Source organism: Microbacterium sp. AC035 (assembly GCF_979258485.1).
This window is the reverse complement of sequence record NZ_OZ409858.1, coordinates 805,597-821,178: the sequence shown is the minus strand read 5'-3', so window position 1 is coordinate 821,178 and position 15,582 is coordinate 805,597. Positions and strand designations below refer to the sequence as shown.

General features: G+C 67.9%; 14 protein-coding genes and 1 tRNA gene. 5 read left to right on the top strand and 10 right to left on the bottom strand.

Annotated features, from left to right (window positions below):
* The first annotated feature begins 66 nt into the window (after positions 1-66).
* Positions 67-149 (top strand) — tRNA-Leu (locus ACZ0AA_RS03930).
* A gap of 121 nt (positions 150-270) precedes the next feature.
* On the opposite strand, the gene ACZ0AA_RS03925 is transcribed toward ACZ0AA_RS03930, so the two are convergent.
* Positions 271-1,368, bottom strand: coding sequence for a VIT1/CCC1 transporter family protein (locus ACZ0AA_RS03925; protein ID WP_463512188.1), 1,098 nt, complete (start codon positions 1,366-1,368; stop codon positions 271-273).
* A 124-nt stretch (positions 1,369-1,492) separates the two neighbouring features.
* Positions 1,493-3,235, bottom strand: coding sequence for a DEAD/DEAH box helicase (locus tag ACZ0AA_RS03920; protein ID WP_042536686.1), 1,743 nt, complete (start codon positions 3,233-3,235; stop codon positions 1,493-1,495).
* Positions 3,236-3,380: 145 nt separating this feature from the next.
* On the opposite strand from ACZ0AA_RS03920, the gene ACZ0AA_RS03915 reads away from it, so the two are divergent.
* Positions 3,381-4,208 carry an SGNH/GDSL hydrolase family protein gene (locus tag ACZ0AA_RS03915; RefSeq protein ID WP_400860392.1) on the top strand — a complete coding sequence of 276 codons (828 nt, stop codon included), beginning with the start codon at positions 3,381-3,383 and terminating at the stop codon, positions 4,206-4,208.
* Between the two features lie 17 nt (positions 4,209-4,225).
* Here ACZ0AA_RS03915 and ACZ0AA_RS03910 read toward each other — a convergent pair whose 3' ends face one another.
* The gene (locus tag ACZ0AA_RS03910; protein WP_400860393.1) at positions 4,226-5,029 is read right to left on the bottom strand and encodes a TrmH family RNA methyltransferase; all 804 of its coding nucleotides are present in this window, start codon (positions 5,027-5,029) and stop codon (positions 4,226-4,228) included.
* A gap of 96 nt (positions 5,030-5,125) precedes the next feature.
* On the opposite strand from ACZ0AA_RS03910, the gene ACZ0AA_RS03905 reads away from it, so the two are divergent.
* Together ACZ0AA_RS03905 and ACZ0AA_RS03900 are read left to right on the top strand one after the other, a co-directional pair.
* Positions 5,126-5,965, top strand: a complete 840-nt coding sequence (locus ACZ0AA_RS03905) for a Sir2 family NAD-dependent protein deacetylase (protein ID WP_400860395.1) — start codon at positions 5,126-5,128, stop codon at positions 5,963-5,965.
* Entirely contained in the window at positions 5,962-6,549 is a 588-nt protein-coding gene (locus ACZ0AA_RS03900; RefSeq protein WP_400860397.1) for a histidine phosphatase family protein, read from the top strand. The genes ACZ0AA_RS03905 and ACZ0AA_RS03900 overlap by 4 nt, the downstream gene beginning before the upstream one ends.
* Before the next feature lie 33 nt (positions 6,550-6,582).
* Here the strand turns inward: ACZ0AA_RS03900 and ACZ0AA_RS03895 are convergent, their stop codons facing one another.
* The 5 genes from ACZ0AA_RS03895 to ACZ0AA_RS03875 are packed head-to-tail and all read right to left on the bottom strand — an operon-like array spanning position 6,583 to position 12,511.
* Positions 6,583-7,389 (bottom strand): HpcH/HpaI aldolase/citrate lyase family protein, encoded by an 807-nt coding sequence (locus ACZ0AA_RS03895; protein ID WP_400860399.1) that lies wholly within the window; start codon positions 7,387-7,389, stop codon positions 6,583-6,585.
* The gene (locus ACZ0AA_RS03890) at positions 7,386-7,871 is read right to left on the bottom strand and encodes a MaoC family dehydratase (RefSeq protein WP_400860401.1); all 486 of its coding nucleotides are present in this window, start codon (positions 7,869-7,871) and stop codon (positions 7,386-7,388) included. The genes ACZ0AA_RS03895 and ACZ0AA_RS03890 overlap by 4 nt, the downstream gene beginning before the upstream one ends.
* A 10-nt stretch (positions 7,872-7,881) precedes the next feature.
* On the bottom strand, positions 7,882-9,030 hold the full coding sequence (locus tag ACZ0AA_RS03885) for an acyl-CoA dehydrogenase family protein (RefSeq protein WP_463512187.1): 1,149 nt from the start codon (positions 9,028-9,030) through the stop codon (positions 7,882-7,884).
* 2 nt (positions 9,031-9,032) lie between these two features.
* A complete protein-coding gene (locus ACZ0AA_RS03880; protein WP_463512186.1) occupies positions 9,033-10,949 on the bottom strand; it encodes an acetyl/propionyl/methylcrotonyl-CoA carboxylase subunit alpha in 1,917 nt (638 codons plus the stop codon).
* Between the two features lie 8 nt (positions 10,950-10,957).
* Positions 10,958-12,511 (bottom strand): carboxyl transferase domain-containing protein, encoded by a 1,554-nt coding sequence (locus ACZ0AA_RS03875; protein WP_463512185.1) that lies wholly within the window; start codon positions 12,509-12,511, stop codon positions 10,958-10,960.
* A gap of 112 nt (positions 12,512-12,623) precedes the next feature.
* Between ACZ0AA_RS03875 and ACZ0AA_RS03870 the strand changes: the two genes are divergently transcribed.
* A complete protein-coding gene (locus ACZ0AA_RS03870) occupies positions 12,624-13,217 on the top strand; it encodes a TetR/AcrR family transcriptional regulator (protein WP_400860407.1) in 594 nt (197 codons plus the stop codon).
* Here ACZ0AA_RS03870 and ACZ0AA_RS03865 read toward each other — a convergent pair.
* Positions 13,210-14,574, bottom strand: a complete 1,365-nt coding sequence (locus tag ACZ0AA_RS03865) for a dihydrolipoamide acetyltransferase family protein (protein ID WP_400860409.1) — start codon at positions 14,572-14,574, stop codon at positions 13,210-13,212. The genes ACZ0AA_RS03870 and ACZ0AA_RS03865 overlap by 8 nt on opposite strands.
* The gene (locus ACZ0AA_RS03860; protein ID WP_400860411.1) at positions 14,571-15,581 is read right to left on the bottom strand and encodes an alpha-ketoacid dehydrogenase subunit beta; all 1,011 of its coding nucleotides are present in this window, start codon (positions 15,579-15,581) and stop codon (positions 14,571-14,573) included. Before ACZ0AA_RS03860 ends, ACZ0AA_RS03865 begins: the two co-directional genes overlap by 4 nt.
* Between the last annotated feature and the right edge of the window lies 1 nt (position 15,582).

The window sequence follows — 15,582 nt, the reverse complement described above, 5'->3', positions numbered from 1 at the left end:
GGTTTCTGAGTGCCTCGAAGCTCGTGCTAATGTAAATCTTCGTTCGGCAACGAACATCCAACACCTGCGCGGGTGGCGGAATGGTAGACGCGCTACGTTGAGGTCGTAGTGCCCGTAAGGGCGTGGGGGTTCAAGTCCCCCTCCGCGCACAGACAGGCCTCGGATATCCACACGATATCCGAGGCCTTCTTCGTACCCGCGTCTTTGTCGTGTCCTCGGCCAGAACTCGAGGTGAATTCCTCGAATCCCGGCCGACGGATGGCGTCGGCGTCAGAGCGCTCCGACGCCGAACACCAGACCGAGCACGTAGGTGACAGCCGCAGCGCCGAAACCGATCGCCAGCTGCCGCAGCGCTCGACGCAGGGGCGGACCTCCCGACAGGATCCCGACCATCGCTCCCGTCGACAGCAGAGCGACACCCACCAGCACGAGCGCGACGATGACCGCAGTGGTCCCTTCGAGACCGAAGATCCACGGCAGGACAGGGATGATCGCGCCAGACGCGAAAAGAAGGAAGCTCGAGATGGCCGCTGTCCAGTCGCTGCCGACGATCTCGTGGTCGTCTGCTGCGTGGATGTGGATCGGCCCTGTCGACGTGCGCTCGACTCCGGCGCGTGCGGCATCGACGATCCGACGTGCGCGCTCGAAGGCCTCCTGCTGTCCGATACCGCGCGCACGGTAGACCAGAGCGAGTTCGTTCTCGTCGATGTCGAGATCGGCAGCGGACGCCGCGGCGTCCTCGTTCGCTTCCGTCGACGCCAGCAGCTCGCGTTGAGAGCGCACGGAGACGAACTCCCCCGCTCCCATCGACAGCGCCCCGGCGAGCAGACCCGCGATCCCGCTGAACAGGACGAAAGCGGAGCTCACACCTGTGGCCCCGATACCGAGCACGAGGGCGAGGTTGCTCACGAGGCCGTCGTTCGCTCCGAAGACAGCCGCACGGAAGGAACCCGACAGGCGGCGTCTGCCACGCGCGGCGAGGCCGCGGACCACTTCGTAGTGCACCTTCTCGTCTGCGCGCATGGCGGGAGTCGCGTACTGCTCTGAGTCGTACGGGGATCTGGCCTCGGCGCTCTGCGCGAGCGCGAGGACGAAGATGGACCCGAACCGGCCGGCCATCCATCCGAGCAGGCGTGACCGGACGCCTGCTCGCGGCAGTCGCCCGGGCTCGGCGCCCAGCAGATCGAGCCAGTGCTGTTCGTGTCGACGCTCGGCATCGGCGAGGCTGAGCAGGATCTCGCGCTCCTCCCCCGTGCGACGGCTGGCGAGCTTCTGGTACACGAGCCCTTCGGCGCGTTCTTCCACGAGGTAGCGAGCCCAGCGGCGACGGTCTGCTGTGGTCGGCTCTGCGGCAGCGGGGGCTGTCATGAAGTCTCCTGATCGACGGTGCCCGAGGACGGGGCAACCGTTCAACGCTAGCTTCGAGCTCCTGTCACGGGCGCACCGGAAGCAGGATTGCCAGCTTTTCGGGCTTCCGAACAGAGGGCCGGATTCAGGACCGGACGCGCTTGCGGAGCACGTCGATGCGCGACTGCAACTGTGTGACTGTCGCCTGTGCGACCGCAGGCCCACCGCAGATTCGGCGCAACTCGGCGTGCACCGCACCGTGCGGCTCGCCCTTCTGACGGGCATACAGGCCCACGAGGCTGTTCAACAGCTGGCGCTGCTCGCGAAGCGTGCGATGCAGCGGCGCGGGGAGCGTGGTCGTCTCGGTCGGCCCGGCCTCGGCTTCTCTCGTCTCCCGCAGACGGGTCTGACGCGCCTGGCGCTGCATCAGCAGCTCGTGCACGTGCTCGGGCTCGAGGAGGCCGGGGAAGCCGATGAACTCCTCCTCCTCCGGCGTTCCGGGCTCGGCGAGCTGACCGAATTCCTGGCCCTCGAACACGACCCGGTCGAAGTGCGCCACCGATGAGAGCGCCTGATAGCTGAACTCCTGGGTCAACGCGTCCGATGCGTCGTCTTCGCGGTTGGCCGACTCGAGCAGGGAGTCCTCGAGACCATCGTCGTCCTTCGACTGACGATCGAGCGCGTGGTCGCGCTGCTTGTCCATCTCGTTGGCGAGCCCCATGAGCACCGGAACCTGAGGGAGGAAGACACTCGCCGCCTCACCCCTGCGGCGCGCCCGCACGAAGCGGCCGATCGCCTGCGCGAAGAAGAGCGGGGTCGAAGAGGACGTCGCATAGACCCCGACCGCGAGTCGGGGCACGTCGACGCCCTCCGACACCATGCGCACCGCGACCATCCAGCGATCCTCGCTGTTGCTGAACTTCTCGATGCGCTCGGAGGCCGTCGCGTCATCGGACAGGACGATAGTCGGCTGCTGGCCGGTGATGCTGTGCAGGATCTTGGCGTAGGCGCGCGCGACAGTCTGGTCCGTCGCGAGCACCAGTCCCCCGGCATCCGGCACATGATGCCTGATCTCGGTCAGACGACGATCCGCCGCCGAGAGCACCGCAGGCATCCACTCGCCCTCGGGATCGAGCGCGGTGCGCCATGCCTGCGAGGTCACGTCCTTGGTGTTGTCCTGACCGAGATGCGTCTCGAGCTCGTCGCCGCTGCTCGTGCGCCACCGCATCTTGCCCGCATACATGTGGAACAGCACGGGCCTGACGACGCCGTCGGCCAGCGCCCGCCCGTAGCCGTAGTTGTAGTCGGTGCGGGAGATCCGGGCACCGGACTCGTCGGGGTGATACTCGACGAACGGTATCGGCGCGGTGTCGCTCCGGAACGGGGTGCCGGAGAGAAGCAGTCGGCGCTTGGCCGGTCCGTACGCATCGCGGATCGCGTCGCCCCAGCTGAGCGCGTCGCCGCCGTGATGCACCTCGTCGAGGACGACGAGCGTCTTCGCGTCCTCGGTCAGATGACGGTGGACCGACGACTTCGCGGCCACCTGCGCGTAGGTCACCACGGCTCCGTGGTAGTGACGCGCCGGAGCCCAGTGGCTGTTGCGGAATCGGGGATCGAGACGGATGTGCACGCGAGCCGCGGCATCAGCCCACTGCGTCTTGAGATGCTCGGTCGGCGCGACCACGATGATCCGGTTCACCTCGCCCATGCGCATGAGCTCGACAGCCAGGGTGAGGGCGAACGTCGTCTTTCCCGCACCCGGTGTCGCCGCCACGAGGAAGTCACGCTGATCCGCCTGGAAGTACTGCTCGAGCGCCTCCTGCTGCCACGCGCGCAGCTTGTTAGCGGTTCCCCAAGGGGCGCGCTGAGGAAAGGACGGAGAGAGCATCGAGACAACGATAATCGCTGCCGCGGACACTCGGCACGCTCGAGCGCTCACCCGCGCGCGTCCTCACTCGCCGTTCGCACCCGAGTAGGCTCGGTCACTGCGCAGTCGCCGTCTACGGCAGCGTCCGTCCGTGAAGGAGAGCTGGATGACAGACCCGGATTCGACCCCCACCACGCACGCCGACAACGAGACCTCGCACCCGTGGCGACGGTTCGTGGCGATCGGCGATTCGTTCACCGAAGGCATCGGCGATCCCGATCCCTCCCGCCCCGGCGACCACCGCGGTTGGGCGGACCGCGTCGCCGAGGTGCTCTCGAGCCAGGTCGACGACTTCGCTTACGCGAATCTCGCCGTGCGCGGCAAGCTGATCGCCCAGATCGTGCGCGATCAGATCGAGCCCGCCGTGGCGCTGCACCCAGACCTCATCTCGATCTGCGCCGGCGGCAACGATGTGATCCGTCCAGGCACCGACCCCGACGCCATCGCCGCCCAGCTCGAGGATGCCGTCGCCCGGCTGTCGTCGACGGGCGCCGCCATTCTGCTCTTCACCGGAGTCGACACGGCATTCACCCCCGTCTTCCGGGCCTTCCGCGGCAAGGTCGCCATCTACAACGAGAACGTCCGCGCGATCGCCGAGCGGCATGACTGCATCGTCGCCGACCAGTGGGCGCTGAAGGTCGTGCAGGACATGCGGTTCTTCGACGACGACCGGCTGCATTACAACTCGCTCGGCCACCACGAGGTCGCCCGCATGGCACTGCGTGCGCTCAACGTGCCCAACGAGCTCGAGGCCATGCAGCCCGAGACGATCCCGCTCCGCACCTGGCGCGAGGCACGCACCGAGGACTTCGGCTGGGCACGGGAGCACCTCGTTCCCTGGGTCCTGCGGCGCCTGCGCCACGAGTCATCCGGCGATCACGTCGTGGCCAAGCGCCCCGAGCCCTCCCCGATCATCTTCCCGAAGGCCGACTGACCACCCCTCGGGGTCGTTCAGCTCGACCTGAGTGCCCACAGCGCGACCGCCGCGGCCGACGCGACGTTCAACGAATCGACCCCGCCGGACATGGGAATCGTCACGACGGTGTCCGCTTTGTCGAGCGCTGTCCGGGAGAGCCCGTCGCCCTCGGCGCCCATGACGACAGCCACGCGCTCGGGGCGGTTCGCGACATAGGCGTCGAGCGTCATCGCATCATCGCGCAGAGCCAGAGCGGCGACGTCGAACTCCGCAGCGTGAAGGTCCGCCACTGCCGACTCCCAGTCCGTGATGCGAGTCCATGGCACCTGGAACACGGTCCCCATGCTGACGCGCACGCTGCGGCGATACAGCGGATCCGCTCCCCCGGGCGACACCAGCACGGCGTCTGCTCCGAGGCCGGCGGCCGCACGGAACGCCGCGCCGACGTTGGTGTGATCGCCGACGTTCTCGAGGATCAGCACGAGCGAGGCGCCAGCGAGCACTTCGCTCACCGTCGGCAGCACGGGACGATGCATCGATGCGATCGTGCCCCGGTGCACGGCGAAACCGGTCACAGATTCGGCCACCTGGTCAGGGACGACGTACACCGGCACGTCGAGGTCGCCGACGATCGCTCCGATGTCATCCACCCGGCGTTCCTGCACGAGCACGGAACGCGGACGATGGCCCGCGGCGACCGCCCGAGCGATCACCTTCGTCGATTCGGCGATGTACAGCCCGCCGGCCGGTTCTTTCACGGTCCGGAGCGCGGTGTCGGTGAGCCCGCGGTAGTCGTCGAGTCGTCGGTCGTCCGGATTCGTCACGCGCAGCAGTTCCACGAGCCCCAGTCTGCCATCGCTCGATCCCCGACTCCGCGGTGAGCCACGACGCATCGACCACGCTGCGCACGCCGTAGACTCGCACAGGGAGGTCCTGTGAGCGCATCGAGTCCGGTCGAACTGTCGGCCACCATCGCTCGCACCGCCGAACTCCTGCGCGGTCGCAAGATCGCACTGCTCACCGGCGCCGGCATCTCCACGGACTCGGGAATCCCCGCCTACCGTGGCGAGGGATCCCGCAACCGGTCCGATCCGATGACCATCCAGCGGTACCTCGCCGACGAGGCTGCACGGCGCCGCTACTGGGTCGGCGGCCACCTCGGATGGCGGGCGTTCGCTCGGGCCCAGCCGAATCCCGGGCATCTCTCCCTCGCGGCGATGGAGTCGTCGGGCCAGGTCAGCGGTGTGATCACCCAGAACGTCGACGGTCTGCACCTGCGAGCAGGCAGCTCCCATGTCATCGAAGTGCACGGAACGATGCGCAGGGTGCTCTGCCTGAAATGCGGCCAGGTCTTCGACCGTCGCGACATCGCCGTGCAGATCGAAGAGCGGAACCCATGGATCACCGTCCCCGAGAACGTGGCGTTGAACCCCGACGGCGATGTGCTCCCCGAGAGCACCGACGGCTTCATCGTCCCCGTGTGCACGGTATGCGAGGGGATGCTGAAGCCTGACGTCGTGTTCTTCGGCGAGTACGTCCCGCAGGACCGCTTCAAAGCCGCTGAGTCGTTGCTCCGAGCCAGCGACGCGTTGATCGTCGCCGGCTCGTCCCTCGTCGTCAACTCCGGCGTGCGGCTCGTCGAACGCGCACGACGGCGGAGCATCCCGCTCATCATCATCAACCGTGAGCCCACGCGCGCGGATGTCTGGGCCGATGCCACCATCGCCGCAGGCACCAGCGATGTGCTCCCCGCGATCCAGGAGCTCCTCGAATGACTCTGCTCACCCTGATCCGCCATGGCCAGACGGACTGGAACCTGGCACGCCGGATCCAGGGGTCCACCGACATCCCTCTGAACGAGAAGGGCCGCGCGGATGCACGGACCGCCGCAGGTCTCCTCGAAGGCGTCACGCACCACTCGATCTACGCCAGCCCGCTGAAGCGCGCACGGGAGACGGCCGAGATCATCTCCGAGAGCCTGGGTCTCGGCTCCCCCGTGCTGGTGCCGGACATGCGCGAGCGCGAGTTCGGCGAAGGCGAGGGCATGCTCGTGTCGGAGTACATCGAGAAGTACGGCGATTGGCTGTCGCCGGTTCCCGGGGCGGAGACGTTGAAAGGAGTCGCAGAGAGAGCGCTCGTCGCACTCGACACGATCGCGCGTGACGCCCGACGTCGATCGGCACCGGTGGCGGAGTCCGTGATCGTCGTGACGCACGGGGGTGTGATCCGATCGCTGATCGACCACGTCTCCGGCGGCACGCTGCCGCGGGCGGGCGAGGTCCTCGCGAACGGCTCGGTGCACCGTTTCGAGGCTTCTCCAGGCTCACTGCGCCTGATCGACCAGGGGATCCTCGTCTGACCCGCGTCTGATCAGCGTCTGATCAGCGTCTGATCAGCGCGCGCGGCCGAGCACCGAGCGAGCGTGCCTGAGCATGGGCTCGTCGATCATGCGTCCTCTGAAGCGGAAGACCCCGCGCTCGCCCGCGGCGGCCGCGAGGACTCCGCGGGCCCACTCGAGGCTGGCTTCATCGGGCGCATACGCCGAGCGGATCACCGCGACCTGACTCGGGTGGATGCACGCGGTCGCGACGAACCCCGATGCCGCAGCGTCGACCGCTTCGGACTCGAGACCGGCGACATCCTCGATGTCGACGTGCACCGCGTCGATGGCGCCCTTGCCCTGAGCGCCTGCCTCCAAGAGCACCCGTGAGCGCGCGTAGCGCGCGATGTCGCGATAGCCGCCCTGCGCCGTGCGACTCGATGTCCCACCGAGGGAGGCCACGAGGTCTTCGGCGCCCCACATCATCGCGACGACCTGGGGGTGCGCGGCGATGAGTTCCGCGGCATGGATGCCCCTCGCCGTCTCGCACAGAGCGATCAGCGAGAACCGCTCATCGAAGGCGGCGAGACTGTCCGCGCTCTCCGTCTTTGCGACCATGACGGTGCGGAACTCGGTCTGGACAAGCGCAGCGAGATCCGCGGTGAAGGCATCAGTGCCCGGCGCGTTCACGCGGACGATCACTCGGTCGGCATCGAGATCGGCGTCGATGAGATGCCCGCGAGCGGCGGCCTTCGCGTCGGGAAGCACGGCATCTTCGAGGTCGAGGATGACCGCGTCCGCCTTCTCGAGAGCCCCCTGGAAGCGCTCCGGGCGGTCCGCCGGACAGAAGAGCAGGGCGGGCCCGAGGTCGAAGCTCATGCCTCCTCCCCGGGCAGGCAGTGGACGAGAACGGCACGGGTCGCCGTCGCGACGACCGTGGATTCCTGATTGCGTCCGGTATGAGAGATGGTCACGATCCCCTGGCCCGGTCGCGATGTCGAGAGCCTCTTCTCGACGATCACGCTCTCGGTGTACAGCGTGTCTCCGGCGAACAGCGGGTGCGGGAAGGCGATCTCACCGAATCCGAGCTGAGCGACGAGAGTGCCCTGAGTCAACTGCGCGACAGATGCCCCGACCATCGTCGAGAGCGTCCACATCGAATTGATCAGACGCGCGCCGAAAGGCTGCTGCGCGTCGGCGAACGCCGCGTCGAGGTGCAGCGCCTGGGTGTTCATCGTGAGGGTCGTGAAGAGGACGTTGTCAGCCTCGGTCACGGTGCGTCCAGGGCGGTGGAGGTATCGCGCGTCTGTGACGAACTCCTCGAAGAAGAGCCCCCGCTGGACGATGTCGTGCACGGTCATGTCTGCCACGCTACCCGGCGAGTCCGAGCGCCCGCGCGATGACCAGCAGCTGCACTTCGGTGGTGCCCTCACCGATCTCGAGGATCTTCGAGTCGCGATAGTGACGGGCGACCGGGAACTCGTTCATGAAGCCGTTGCCGCCGAAGATCTGCGTCGCGTCCCTGGCGTTGTCCATGGCAGCCTCTCCTGCGACGAGCTTCGCGATCGCGGCCTGCTCGGCGAACGGTCGACCCGCGTCGCGGAGACGCGCTGCATGATGCCAGGCGAGACGAGCGGTGTGCACTCTCGCGCGCATGCGCGCGAGAGTGAACTGCGCGTTCTGCCGCGTGCTGAGGGCGCTGCCGAAGATCGTGCGACTCTTCGCATAGTCGACTGCTGCTTCGAGGCAGCCTTCGGCCGCACCGGTCGAGAGTGCGGCGATCGCGATCCGTCCCTCGTCGAGGATGCTGAGGAAGTTGCGGAAGCCGCTCCCCTCCTTCCCCAGAAGGTTGCCCGCGGGCACGCGTGCGCCCGCGAAGCTGAGGGGATGCGTGTCGGACGCGTTCCATCCGACCTTGTCGTACGGTGCCTCGACGGTGAATCCCGGGGTGCCGTTGGGGACGATGATGGTCGAGATCTGCTTGCGCCCGCCTTCGTTGCCGGTGACGGCGGTCACGGTGACGAACCGGGTGATCGGGGTTCCCGAGTTGGTGATGAACTGCTTCGACCCGTCGATGACCCATTCATCCCCGTCACGACGAGCGGTCGTGCGGGTCGCTCCCGCGTCGCTGCCGGCCTCCGGCTCGGTGAGACCGAACCCCGCGAGGGCGCGGCCGGCGAGCAGGTCAGGCAGGTGCTCGTGCTTCTGGTCCTCGGACCCGAAGCGGAACACGGGCATCGCTCCGAGGCTGACTCCGGCCTCGAGAGTGATGGCGATCGACTGATCGACGCGCCCGAGCGCCTCGATCGCGATGCCCAGGGCCATGTAGTCGCCTCCCTGGCCGCCGTACTCCTCGGGGAATGGAAGACCGAACAGTCCGAGATCACCCATCTGGGTCACGACGTCCATCGAGAGGGTGTGCGTGCGGTCCGCTTCGTAGGACTGCGGCGCGACGACCGTCTCGGCGAAGTCGCGCACCATCGCGGCGAGCTCGCGCTCCTCCTCGGTCAGCTCGTACATGCTCACATCTCCTCCGTCGTCATATATGCGACCTGCTGATCGCGTCGTACCTGGTCGCCGACGGCGACCGTCAGGCGCACCGTCCCGTCGTGGGGGGCGAGCACCGGGTGCTCCATCTTCATGGCCTCGATCGAGACGAGAGGAGTGCCCGCGGTCACCACATCACCGTCGCGTACGTGCACGGCCACGACGCTTCCCGGCATCGGGGAGCGCGCGTCCGGTCTGCTCTCGGACGCACGCCGTTCTCGCGCCTCGAGGCGGTGCAGCATGCGGGCCCTGCGATCCAGCGGTCGCAGGTGTGCCGTGCGCCCTTCCTCGCTCACCCAGATGTCGCCGTCGACGTCCGTCGCGACCGCCGCACGGGATCGAGGACCGGCGGACGCAGGCGCGGGGATCACCTCGCCATGGTCGGTGAGGAACGAGACCTCTCGACGATCGCGAGCGGTGAGCGCCTCCCACACCTGACCCGCCCGTCGAGCCCTCCTCGCTTCGCCGACCGCGTCGTCGACGTGCGATACGGCGCGGCCTGCAGCCGCCAGCATCGTCGGCGACGGCGGCTCCTCCTCGAACGGCAGAAGAGTCTCGATGAGCCCGGTGAAGAGGTCGCCGGCCGTCACCCGCTCATCGCGGCAGAGCCGCCGGAGGAAGGCGATGTTCGTGTCCACGCCCAGCACGACGGTTCTGCTCAGGGCGTCGTCGAGGCGGCGGAGAGCAGTGCTCCGATCATCTCCGAAAGCGATCACCTTGGCGATCATCGGATCGTAGAATCCCGTCACCTCGCTGCCGGTCTCGACCGCTGCATCGACCCTCACGCCCTGAGGCGGGTCGAAGAGCAGGATGCGACCGGTCGAGGGAAGGAACCCGCGCTCGGGCGCCTCGGCATACACGCGGGCCTCGAAGGCGTGCCCGCGAACCGGCGGCGCGGGGTCGAGACGTCCTCCAGCGGCGACACGGATCTGCAGGGCGACGAGGTCGAGTCCGGTCACCTCCTCGGTGACGGGATGCTCGACCTGCAGGCGTGTGTTCATCTCGATGAAGAACACCTGGTCCGGGGCATCCGCGTCGATCAGGAACTCGACCGTGCCGGCACCGACGTACGCGACGCTCGCCGCGGCCTGCGTGGCGGCCTCGAGCAGACGGTCCCTGGTCGTGTCGGGGATGCCTGCAGAGGGAGCCTCTTCGATGACCTTCTGGTGGCGACGCTGAAGCGTGCACTCGCGCTCGCCGAGGGCGATCACGGTGCCATGCGTGTCGCCGAAGACCTGCACCTCGATGTGGCGGGGGCGTCGGATGAGCTTCTCGAGGATCAGTGAGTCGTCACCGAACGCCGATCGCGCGACCCGTCGCGCAGAGGCCAGGGCGGCGCCCAGGCCGGCCGGCGCCTCGACGACCTCCATCCCCTTTCCGCCTCCCCCCGCGCTCGGTTTCACGAGCAGGGGGTAGCCGACAGCGTCCGCCTCCTCGGAGATCTCCGCATCCGACAGACCTCTCGCGTCGAACCCCGGCACCACGGGGACTCCCGATCGGACGACATGATCGCGGGCCTTGGCTTTGTCTCCCATGATCTGGAGCGCGTCGATCGACGGCCCGATGAAGACGACGCCGCTCTCAGCGCAGGCTTCCGCCAGCCCGACACTCTCAGAGAGAAAGCCGTAGCCGGGGTGGATGGCCTGCGCTCCGGTCGCACGCGCGGCGGCGATGACGGCGTCGATGTCGAGGTACGACTCGGCGGCCGGGGCCGCGCCGATCCGCACAGCATCGTCGGCCTCGCGCACGTGGGGCGCGTCGGCATCCGCATCGCTGTACACGGCGATGCTGCGGATGCCCATGGTCCGCAGCGTGCGGATGATGCGCCGTGCGATCTCGCCTCGATTGGCGACGAGGACGGTGTCGAACTCGCGGGCGGCAGAGCTGTTCATAGTGGCGGTCACATCCTGAAGAGGCCGAAGCGGGGCTCCGGCAAGGGGCTTCGCGCGACCACGTCGAGGGCGAGCCCCAGCAGGTCGCGGGTCTGGACCGGGTCGATGATGCCGTCATCCCACAGGCGAGCAGTGGCGTAATACGGCTCGCCCTGAGTCTCGTACTGCTCACGGATGGGCTGTTCGAAGGCCGTTCGCTCGTCGGAGCTCCAGGTCTGTCCGCGTGCTGCGAGCTGGTCGTCCTTGACCGTTCCGAGAACGGACGCCGCCTGGGCGCCGCCCATCACCGAGATGCGACTGGCCGGCCACGTCCACAGGAATCTCGGCGAGTAGGCCCGTCCGCACATCGAATAGTTGCCTGCGCCGAAGGAGCCGCCGATGATCACCGTGAGCTTCGGCACGCGCGTGCTCGCGACCGCGGTGACCATCTTGGCTCCGTCCTTCGCGATGCCCCCTGCCTCAGCGTCCGACCCGACCATGAAGCCTGAGATGTTCTGCAGGAACACCAGGGGGATGCCGCGCTGATCGCAGAGCTCGATGAAATGCGCGCCCTTCAGCGCGGACTCGCTGAACAGCACGCCGTTGTTCGCCACGATCCCGACCGGATGCCCGTGCAGCCGCGCGAACCCGGTGACGAGCGTCGTGCCGTACTCCGCCTTGAACTCCCGGAACGTGTCGCCGTCGATCAGCCTCGCGATGACCTCGTGCACGTCGTATGCGGCGTTGACGTCGACGGGGACGACGTCGTAGAGCGACCCCGACTCCGCGGGCTCACGAGTGTCCTGCACCTCCCACACCGGGTGGAGAGGCGCCGGCAGCGTGGCCACGATGTCGCGCAGGATCTCCAGCGCGTGCTCGTCATCTTCGGCGAGGTGGTCGACCACACCGCTGCGCCGGGCGTGCAGTTCGCCGCCGCCCAGCTCTTCGGCCGAGACGACCTCGCCGATCGCCGCCTTGACGAGCGGCGGGCCACCGAGGAAGATCGTGCCCTGGTCCCGGACGATCACGGTCTCATCGCTCATCGCCGGGACGTAGGCGCCGCCGGCCGTGCACGAACCGAGCACAGCGGCCAGCTGCGGGATGCCCTCCGCGGACATCCGCGCCTGATTGAAGAAGATGCGGCCGAAGTGCTCCCGATCGGGGAACACCTCGTCCTGCTTAGGAAGGAAAGCGCCGCCCGAGTCGACGAGATACAGGCAGGGCAGTCGATTCTCGAGCGCGATCTCCTGCGCGCGCAGGTGCTTCTTGACGGTCAGCGGGTAATACGTTCCGCCCTTCACGGTGGCGTCATTGCAGACGACCATCACGTGGCGTCCGTGCACGAGACCGATCCCGGCGATCACTCCGGCGGCCGGCGCCTCTCCCCCGTAAAGCCCGTCCGCGGCGAGCGGTGCGATCTCGACGAAAGGGCTGCCCTCGTCGAGGAGTCTGGTCACTCGATCTCGCGGAAGCAGCTTGCCCCGAGCGATGTGCCGCTCACGAGACGCTTTGGGACCGCCGCTGGATGCTGCAGCCAGCCGTTCGTGCAGCTCGGCAGCGAGGGACTGCTGGGTTGCGGGCATCGTGACGTCCTCCTCGACCACAGGGCGCCGGCGTCATCGCCCTGGCGCACTCGATGCTTTCTCGGTTAGTGTTCACTAACCGACCGCATCAGGTTAGCGAGGATTAACTGAGATGACAAGCCCCCTCACAGCGCGCGATCGCGCGAAGGCGGAGCGGTCGGACGCGATCCTCCGAGAGGCCGCCCGACTATTCGCCGAAAGCGGGTACAACGGCGTCAGTCTCGAAGACATCGGCGCCGCAGTGGGCGTGTCCGGCCCGGCCGTATACCGCCACTTCGCGGGAAAGCAGGCGCTTCTCGGCGCCGTGCTGATCAAGGTGAGCGACGATCTCGTCGCGGGCGGCACCCGGGTCGCCGCTGACGGCCCCACTCCCGAGGAGCGCGTCCGCGCGCTCGTCGCCTTCCATGTCGATTTCGCGCTCGGCAACGCCGACGTGATCCGCGTGCACGATCGAGACGTCGTGCACCTCGCACCTCACGATCACGCCGCGGTCCGACGACTGCAGCGCGCCTACATCGAGCTCTGGATAGACACACTGCAGCCCCTCGTCGAGGCCGACGCCGACGAGCTCCGGCTGCGAGTGCAGGCGTGCTTCGGGCTGATCAACTCGACACCGCACAGCACGCGGGCAGCAGCCAGACAGCACTCCGCCACCGCGGCAGTGCTCGCCGCGATGGCGGAATCGGCGCTCCGAGCGACTATCTGAGGAGCATCGCCCGACCCGGCTCCTCCAGCACATCGGCGACGTCCTTGAGGAACTTCGCGCCCTCGGCTCCGTCGACGATCCTGTGATCGAACGAGAGGCTGAGAGTCATCACCTGGCGCAGGGCGATCTCGCCGCGGTGCTCCCATGGACGGCGTCTGACAGCACCGACAGCGAGGATCCCCGATTGTCCCGGCGGGAGGATCGGCGTGCCCGCATCGACTCCGAACACCCCGATGTTCGAGATCGAGAACGTGCCACCGGACAGTTCCGCCGGAGATGTCCTGCCCTCCCGCGCTGTGGTGGCCAGTGACTTCACGGCATCCGCGAGCTCGATGAGACTCAGTGCCTCCGCGTCGCGGATGTGCGGCACGATGAGTCCGCGTTCGGTCGCCGCGGCGATGCCGAGATCGACGTAACCGAACTGCACGATCTCTCCGGCGGCCTCGTCCCACCGCGCATTCAGACCGGGCGCGCGGCTCAGCGCGAGACACACCGCTTTAGCCACGACCGCGAGCGGACCGATCCGGTGTTCGGCCAGTGACCGGTCTCCTCGCAGCGATTCGAGGAACTCCATCGTCGATGTCACGTCGACCGTGTGGAAGACCGTGACGTGCGGCGCGGTGAATGCACTCTCGACCATCGCGGCCGCGGTGCGCTTGCGAATTCCGCGAATGGGGATTCGCGTCTCTCGCGAGGGTCCCTGGAGCCCGCTCGCGTCATTCGGAACCGCTGCATGTCGTGGGGCCGGGGCGGCCTGTTCGGCGGACGCTCCGGTGCGAGAGACGTGATCGTCGATGTCGCCCCGAGTGATCACGCGATCTCCGACCCATGCGGCCACGAGAGCCAGGTCGATGCCGAGGCGTTTCGCGTACGCGCGCACCGGAGGGGTGGAGCGGGGCCGTTCGACGACGACTTCGACGTTCGCAGTGGGCGAGGCGTCATGCGGTGCCGCCTCGAGCACAGCGGTGTCGGTCGTCACCCTGACGCCGGCTGCGCGACGGGCGCGGCGAGCGGGCCGCCCCGACGCCGTGGGTGCGGCTCCGTAGCCCACGAGGTTGGGCTGTGCCTTCTCCTGCCCTTCGCCTGCGGCTGAGTCCGCCGACGGCGACTCATCGACTCCCTCCACATCGAACTCGATGAGAGGAGCCCCCACTGCGATCGTCTCTCCCGCCTCAGCGTGCAGGGCGGCGACGACCCCTTCGTAGGGAGAAGGAAGCTCGACGATCGCCTTGGCCGTCTCGACCTCCGCGAGTGTCTGGTTGAGCGTGACCGTGTCGCCGGGCGCGACGAGCCACTGAACGACCTCGGCCTCGGTCAGCCCCTCACCGAGATCCGGCAGTCGGAATTCCGCGTTCATGCGTCTGCTCCCGTCAGGCTGTTCGGACGATCGAGCACGCGGTCGACGGCATCCAGCAGCCGGTCGAGGTCCGGCAGGTGGTACTTCTCGAGCTTGGCCGGCGGATAGGGAACATCATGCCCCGTCACACGCAGCGGGGCAGACTCGAGGTACTCGAAGCATCGCTCGGTGATGCTCGCGATCACCTCGGCAGCCACGCCCGCCTCACGCGACGCCTCGTGGGCGACGACGACCCGTCCGGTCTTTCGGACCGACGTCGCGACCGTGTCGTAGTCGACGGGCGACAGTGAACGCAGGTCGATCACCTCCAGCGAGATGCCGTCGTCCTCGGCAGCCTCGGCCGCCTGCAACGCGGTCGCCACCATCGCTCCGTAGGTGATGAGGGTCGCATCGTCGCCTGCTCGCACGACGCGCGCGAGTCCCATCGGCGCAGAATCCGCCAGCGGTGAGTCCAGGTCGACCTCGCCCTTGTGGTGATAGAGCCGCTTGGGCTCGAAGAAGACCACCGGGTCGTCCGACGCGATGGCCTGACGCAGGCTCCGGTAAGCGTCCTCAGGATTCGACACGGCGATCACCCGCAGTCCTGCCGTGTGCACGAAGTACGCCTCCGGCGATTCCGAGTGGTGCTCGGCCGCGCCGATCCCGCCGGCCCACGGGATGCGGATCGTGATCGGCATCCTGACCCGACCCTGTGTGCGATAGTGCAGCTTGGCGACCTGAGCGACGATCTGATCGAACGCGGGGTACACGAAGCCGTCGAACTGGATCTCCACGACCGGCCGATAGCCACGGAACGCCAGCCCGACAGCCATGCCGACGATGCCGGACTCCGCGAGGGGCGTGTCGATCACGCGCTTCGAGCCGAACTCGTCGAGGAGTCCGTCCGTGATGCGGAAGACACCGCCGAGCCTGCCGATGTCCTCCCCCAGCAGCACGACCTTGTCGTCGTCGCGCATCGCCTGGCGAAGACCGGCGCCCAGCGCCTTGCCGAGAGTGAGCTGGGTCATG

What these genes read in the sequence shown, in the direction of transcription:
- ACZ0AA_RS03870 (WP_400860407.1), top strand. Translation starts at nt 12,624, where the DNA reads ATGACAAGCCCCCTCACAGCGCGCGATCGCGCGAAGGCGGAGCGGTCG.
- ACZ0AA_RS03925 (WP_463512188.1), bottom strand. Translation starts at nt 1,368, where the DNA reads ATGACAGCCCCCGCTGCCGCAGAGCCGACCACAGCAGACCGTCGCCGC.
- ACZ0AA_RS03875 (WP_463512185.1), bottom strand. Translation starts at nt 12,511, where the DNA reads ATGCCCGCAACCCAGCAGTCCCTCGCTGCCGAGCTGCACGAACGGCTG.
- ACZ0AA_RS03880 (WP_463512186.1), bottom strand. Translation starts at nt 10,949, where the DNA reads ATGAACAGCTCTGCCGCCCGCGAGTTCGACACCGTCCTCGTCGCCAAT.
- ACZ0AA_RS03890 (WP_400860401.1), bottom strand. Translation starts at nt 7,871, where the DNA reads ATGACCGTGCACGACATCGTCCAGCGGGGGCTCTTCTTCGAGGAGTTC.
- ACZ0AA_RS03865 (WP_400860409.1), bottom strand. Translation starts at nt 14,574, where the DNA reads ATGAACGCGGAATTCCGACTGCCGGATCTCGGTGAGGGGCTGACCGAG.
- ACZ0AA_RS03860 (WP_400860411.1), bottom strand. Translation starts at nt 15,581, where the DNA reads ATGACCCAGCTCACTCTCGGCAAGGCGCTGGGCGCCGGTCTTCGCCAG.
- ACZ0AA_RS03895 (WP_400860399.1), bottom strand. Translation starts at nt 7,389, where the DNA reads ATGAGCTTCGACCTCGGGCCCGCCCTGCTCTTCTGTCCGGCGGACCGC.
- ACZ0AA_RS03920 (WP_042536686.1), bottom strand. Translation starts at nt 3,235, where the DNA reads ATGCTCTCTCCGTCCTTTCCTCAGCGCGCCCCTTGGGGAACCGCTAAC.
- ACZ0AA_RS03885 (WP_463512187.1), bottom strand. Translation starts at nt 9,030, where the DNA reads ATGTACGAGCTGACCGAGGAGGAGCGCGAGCTCGCCGCGATGGTGCGC.
- ACZ0AA_RS03915 (WP_400860392.1), top strand. Translation starts at nt 3,381, where the DNA reads ATGACAGACCCGGATTCGACCCCCACCACGCACGCCGACAACGAGACC.
- ACZ0AA_RS03900 (WP_400860397.1), top strand. Translation starts at nt 5,962, where the DNA reads ATGACTCTGCTCACCCTGATCCGCCATGGCCAGACGGACTGGAACCTG.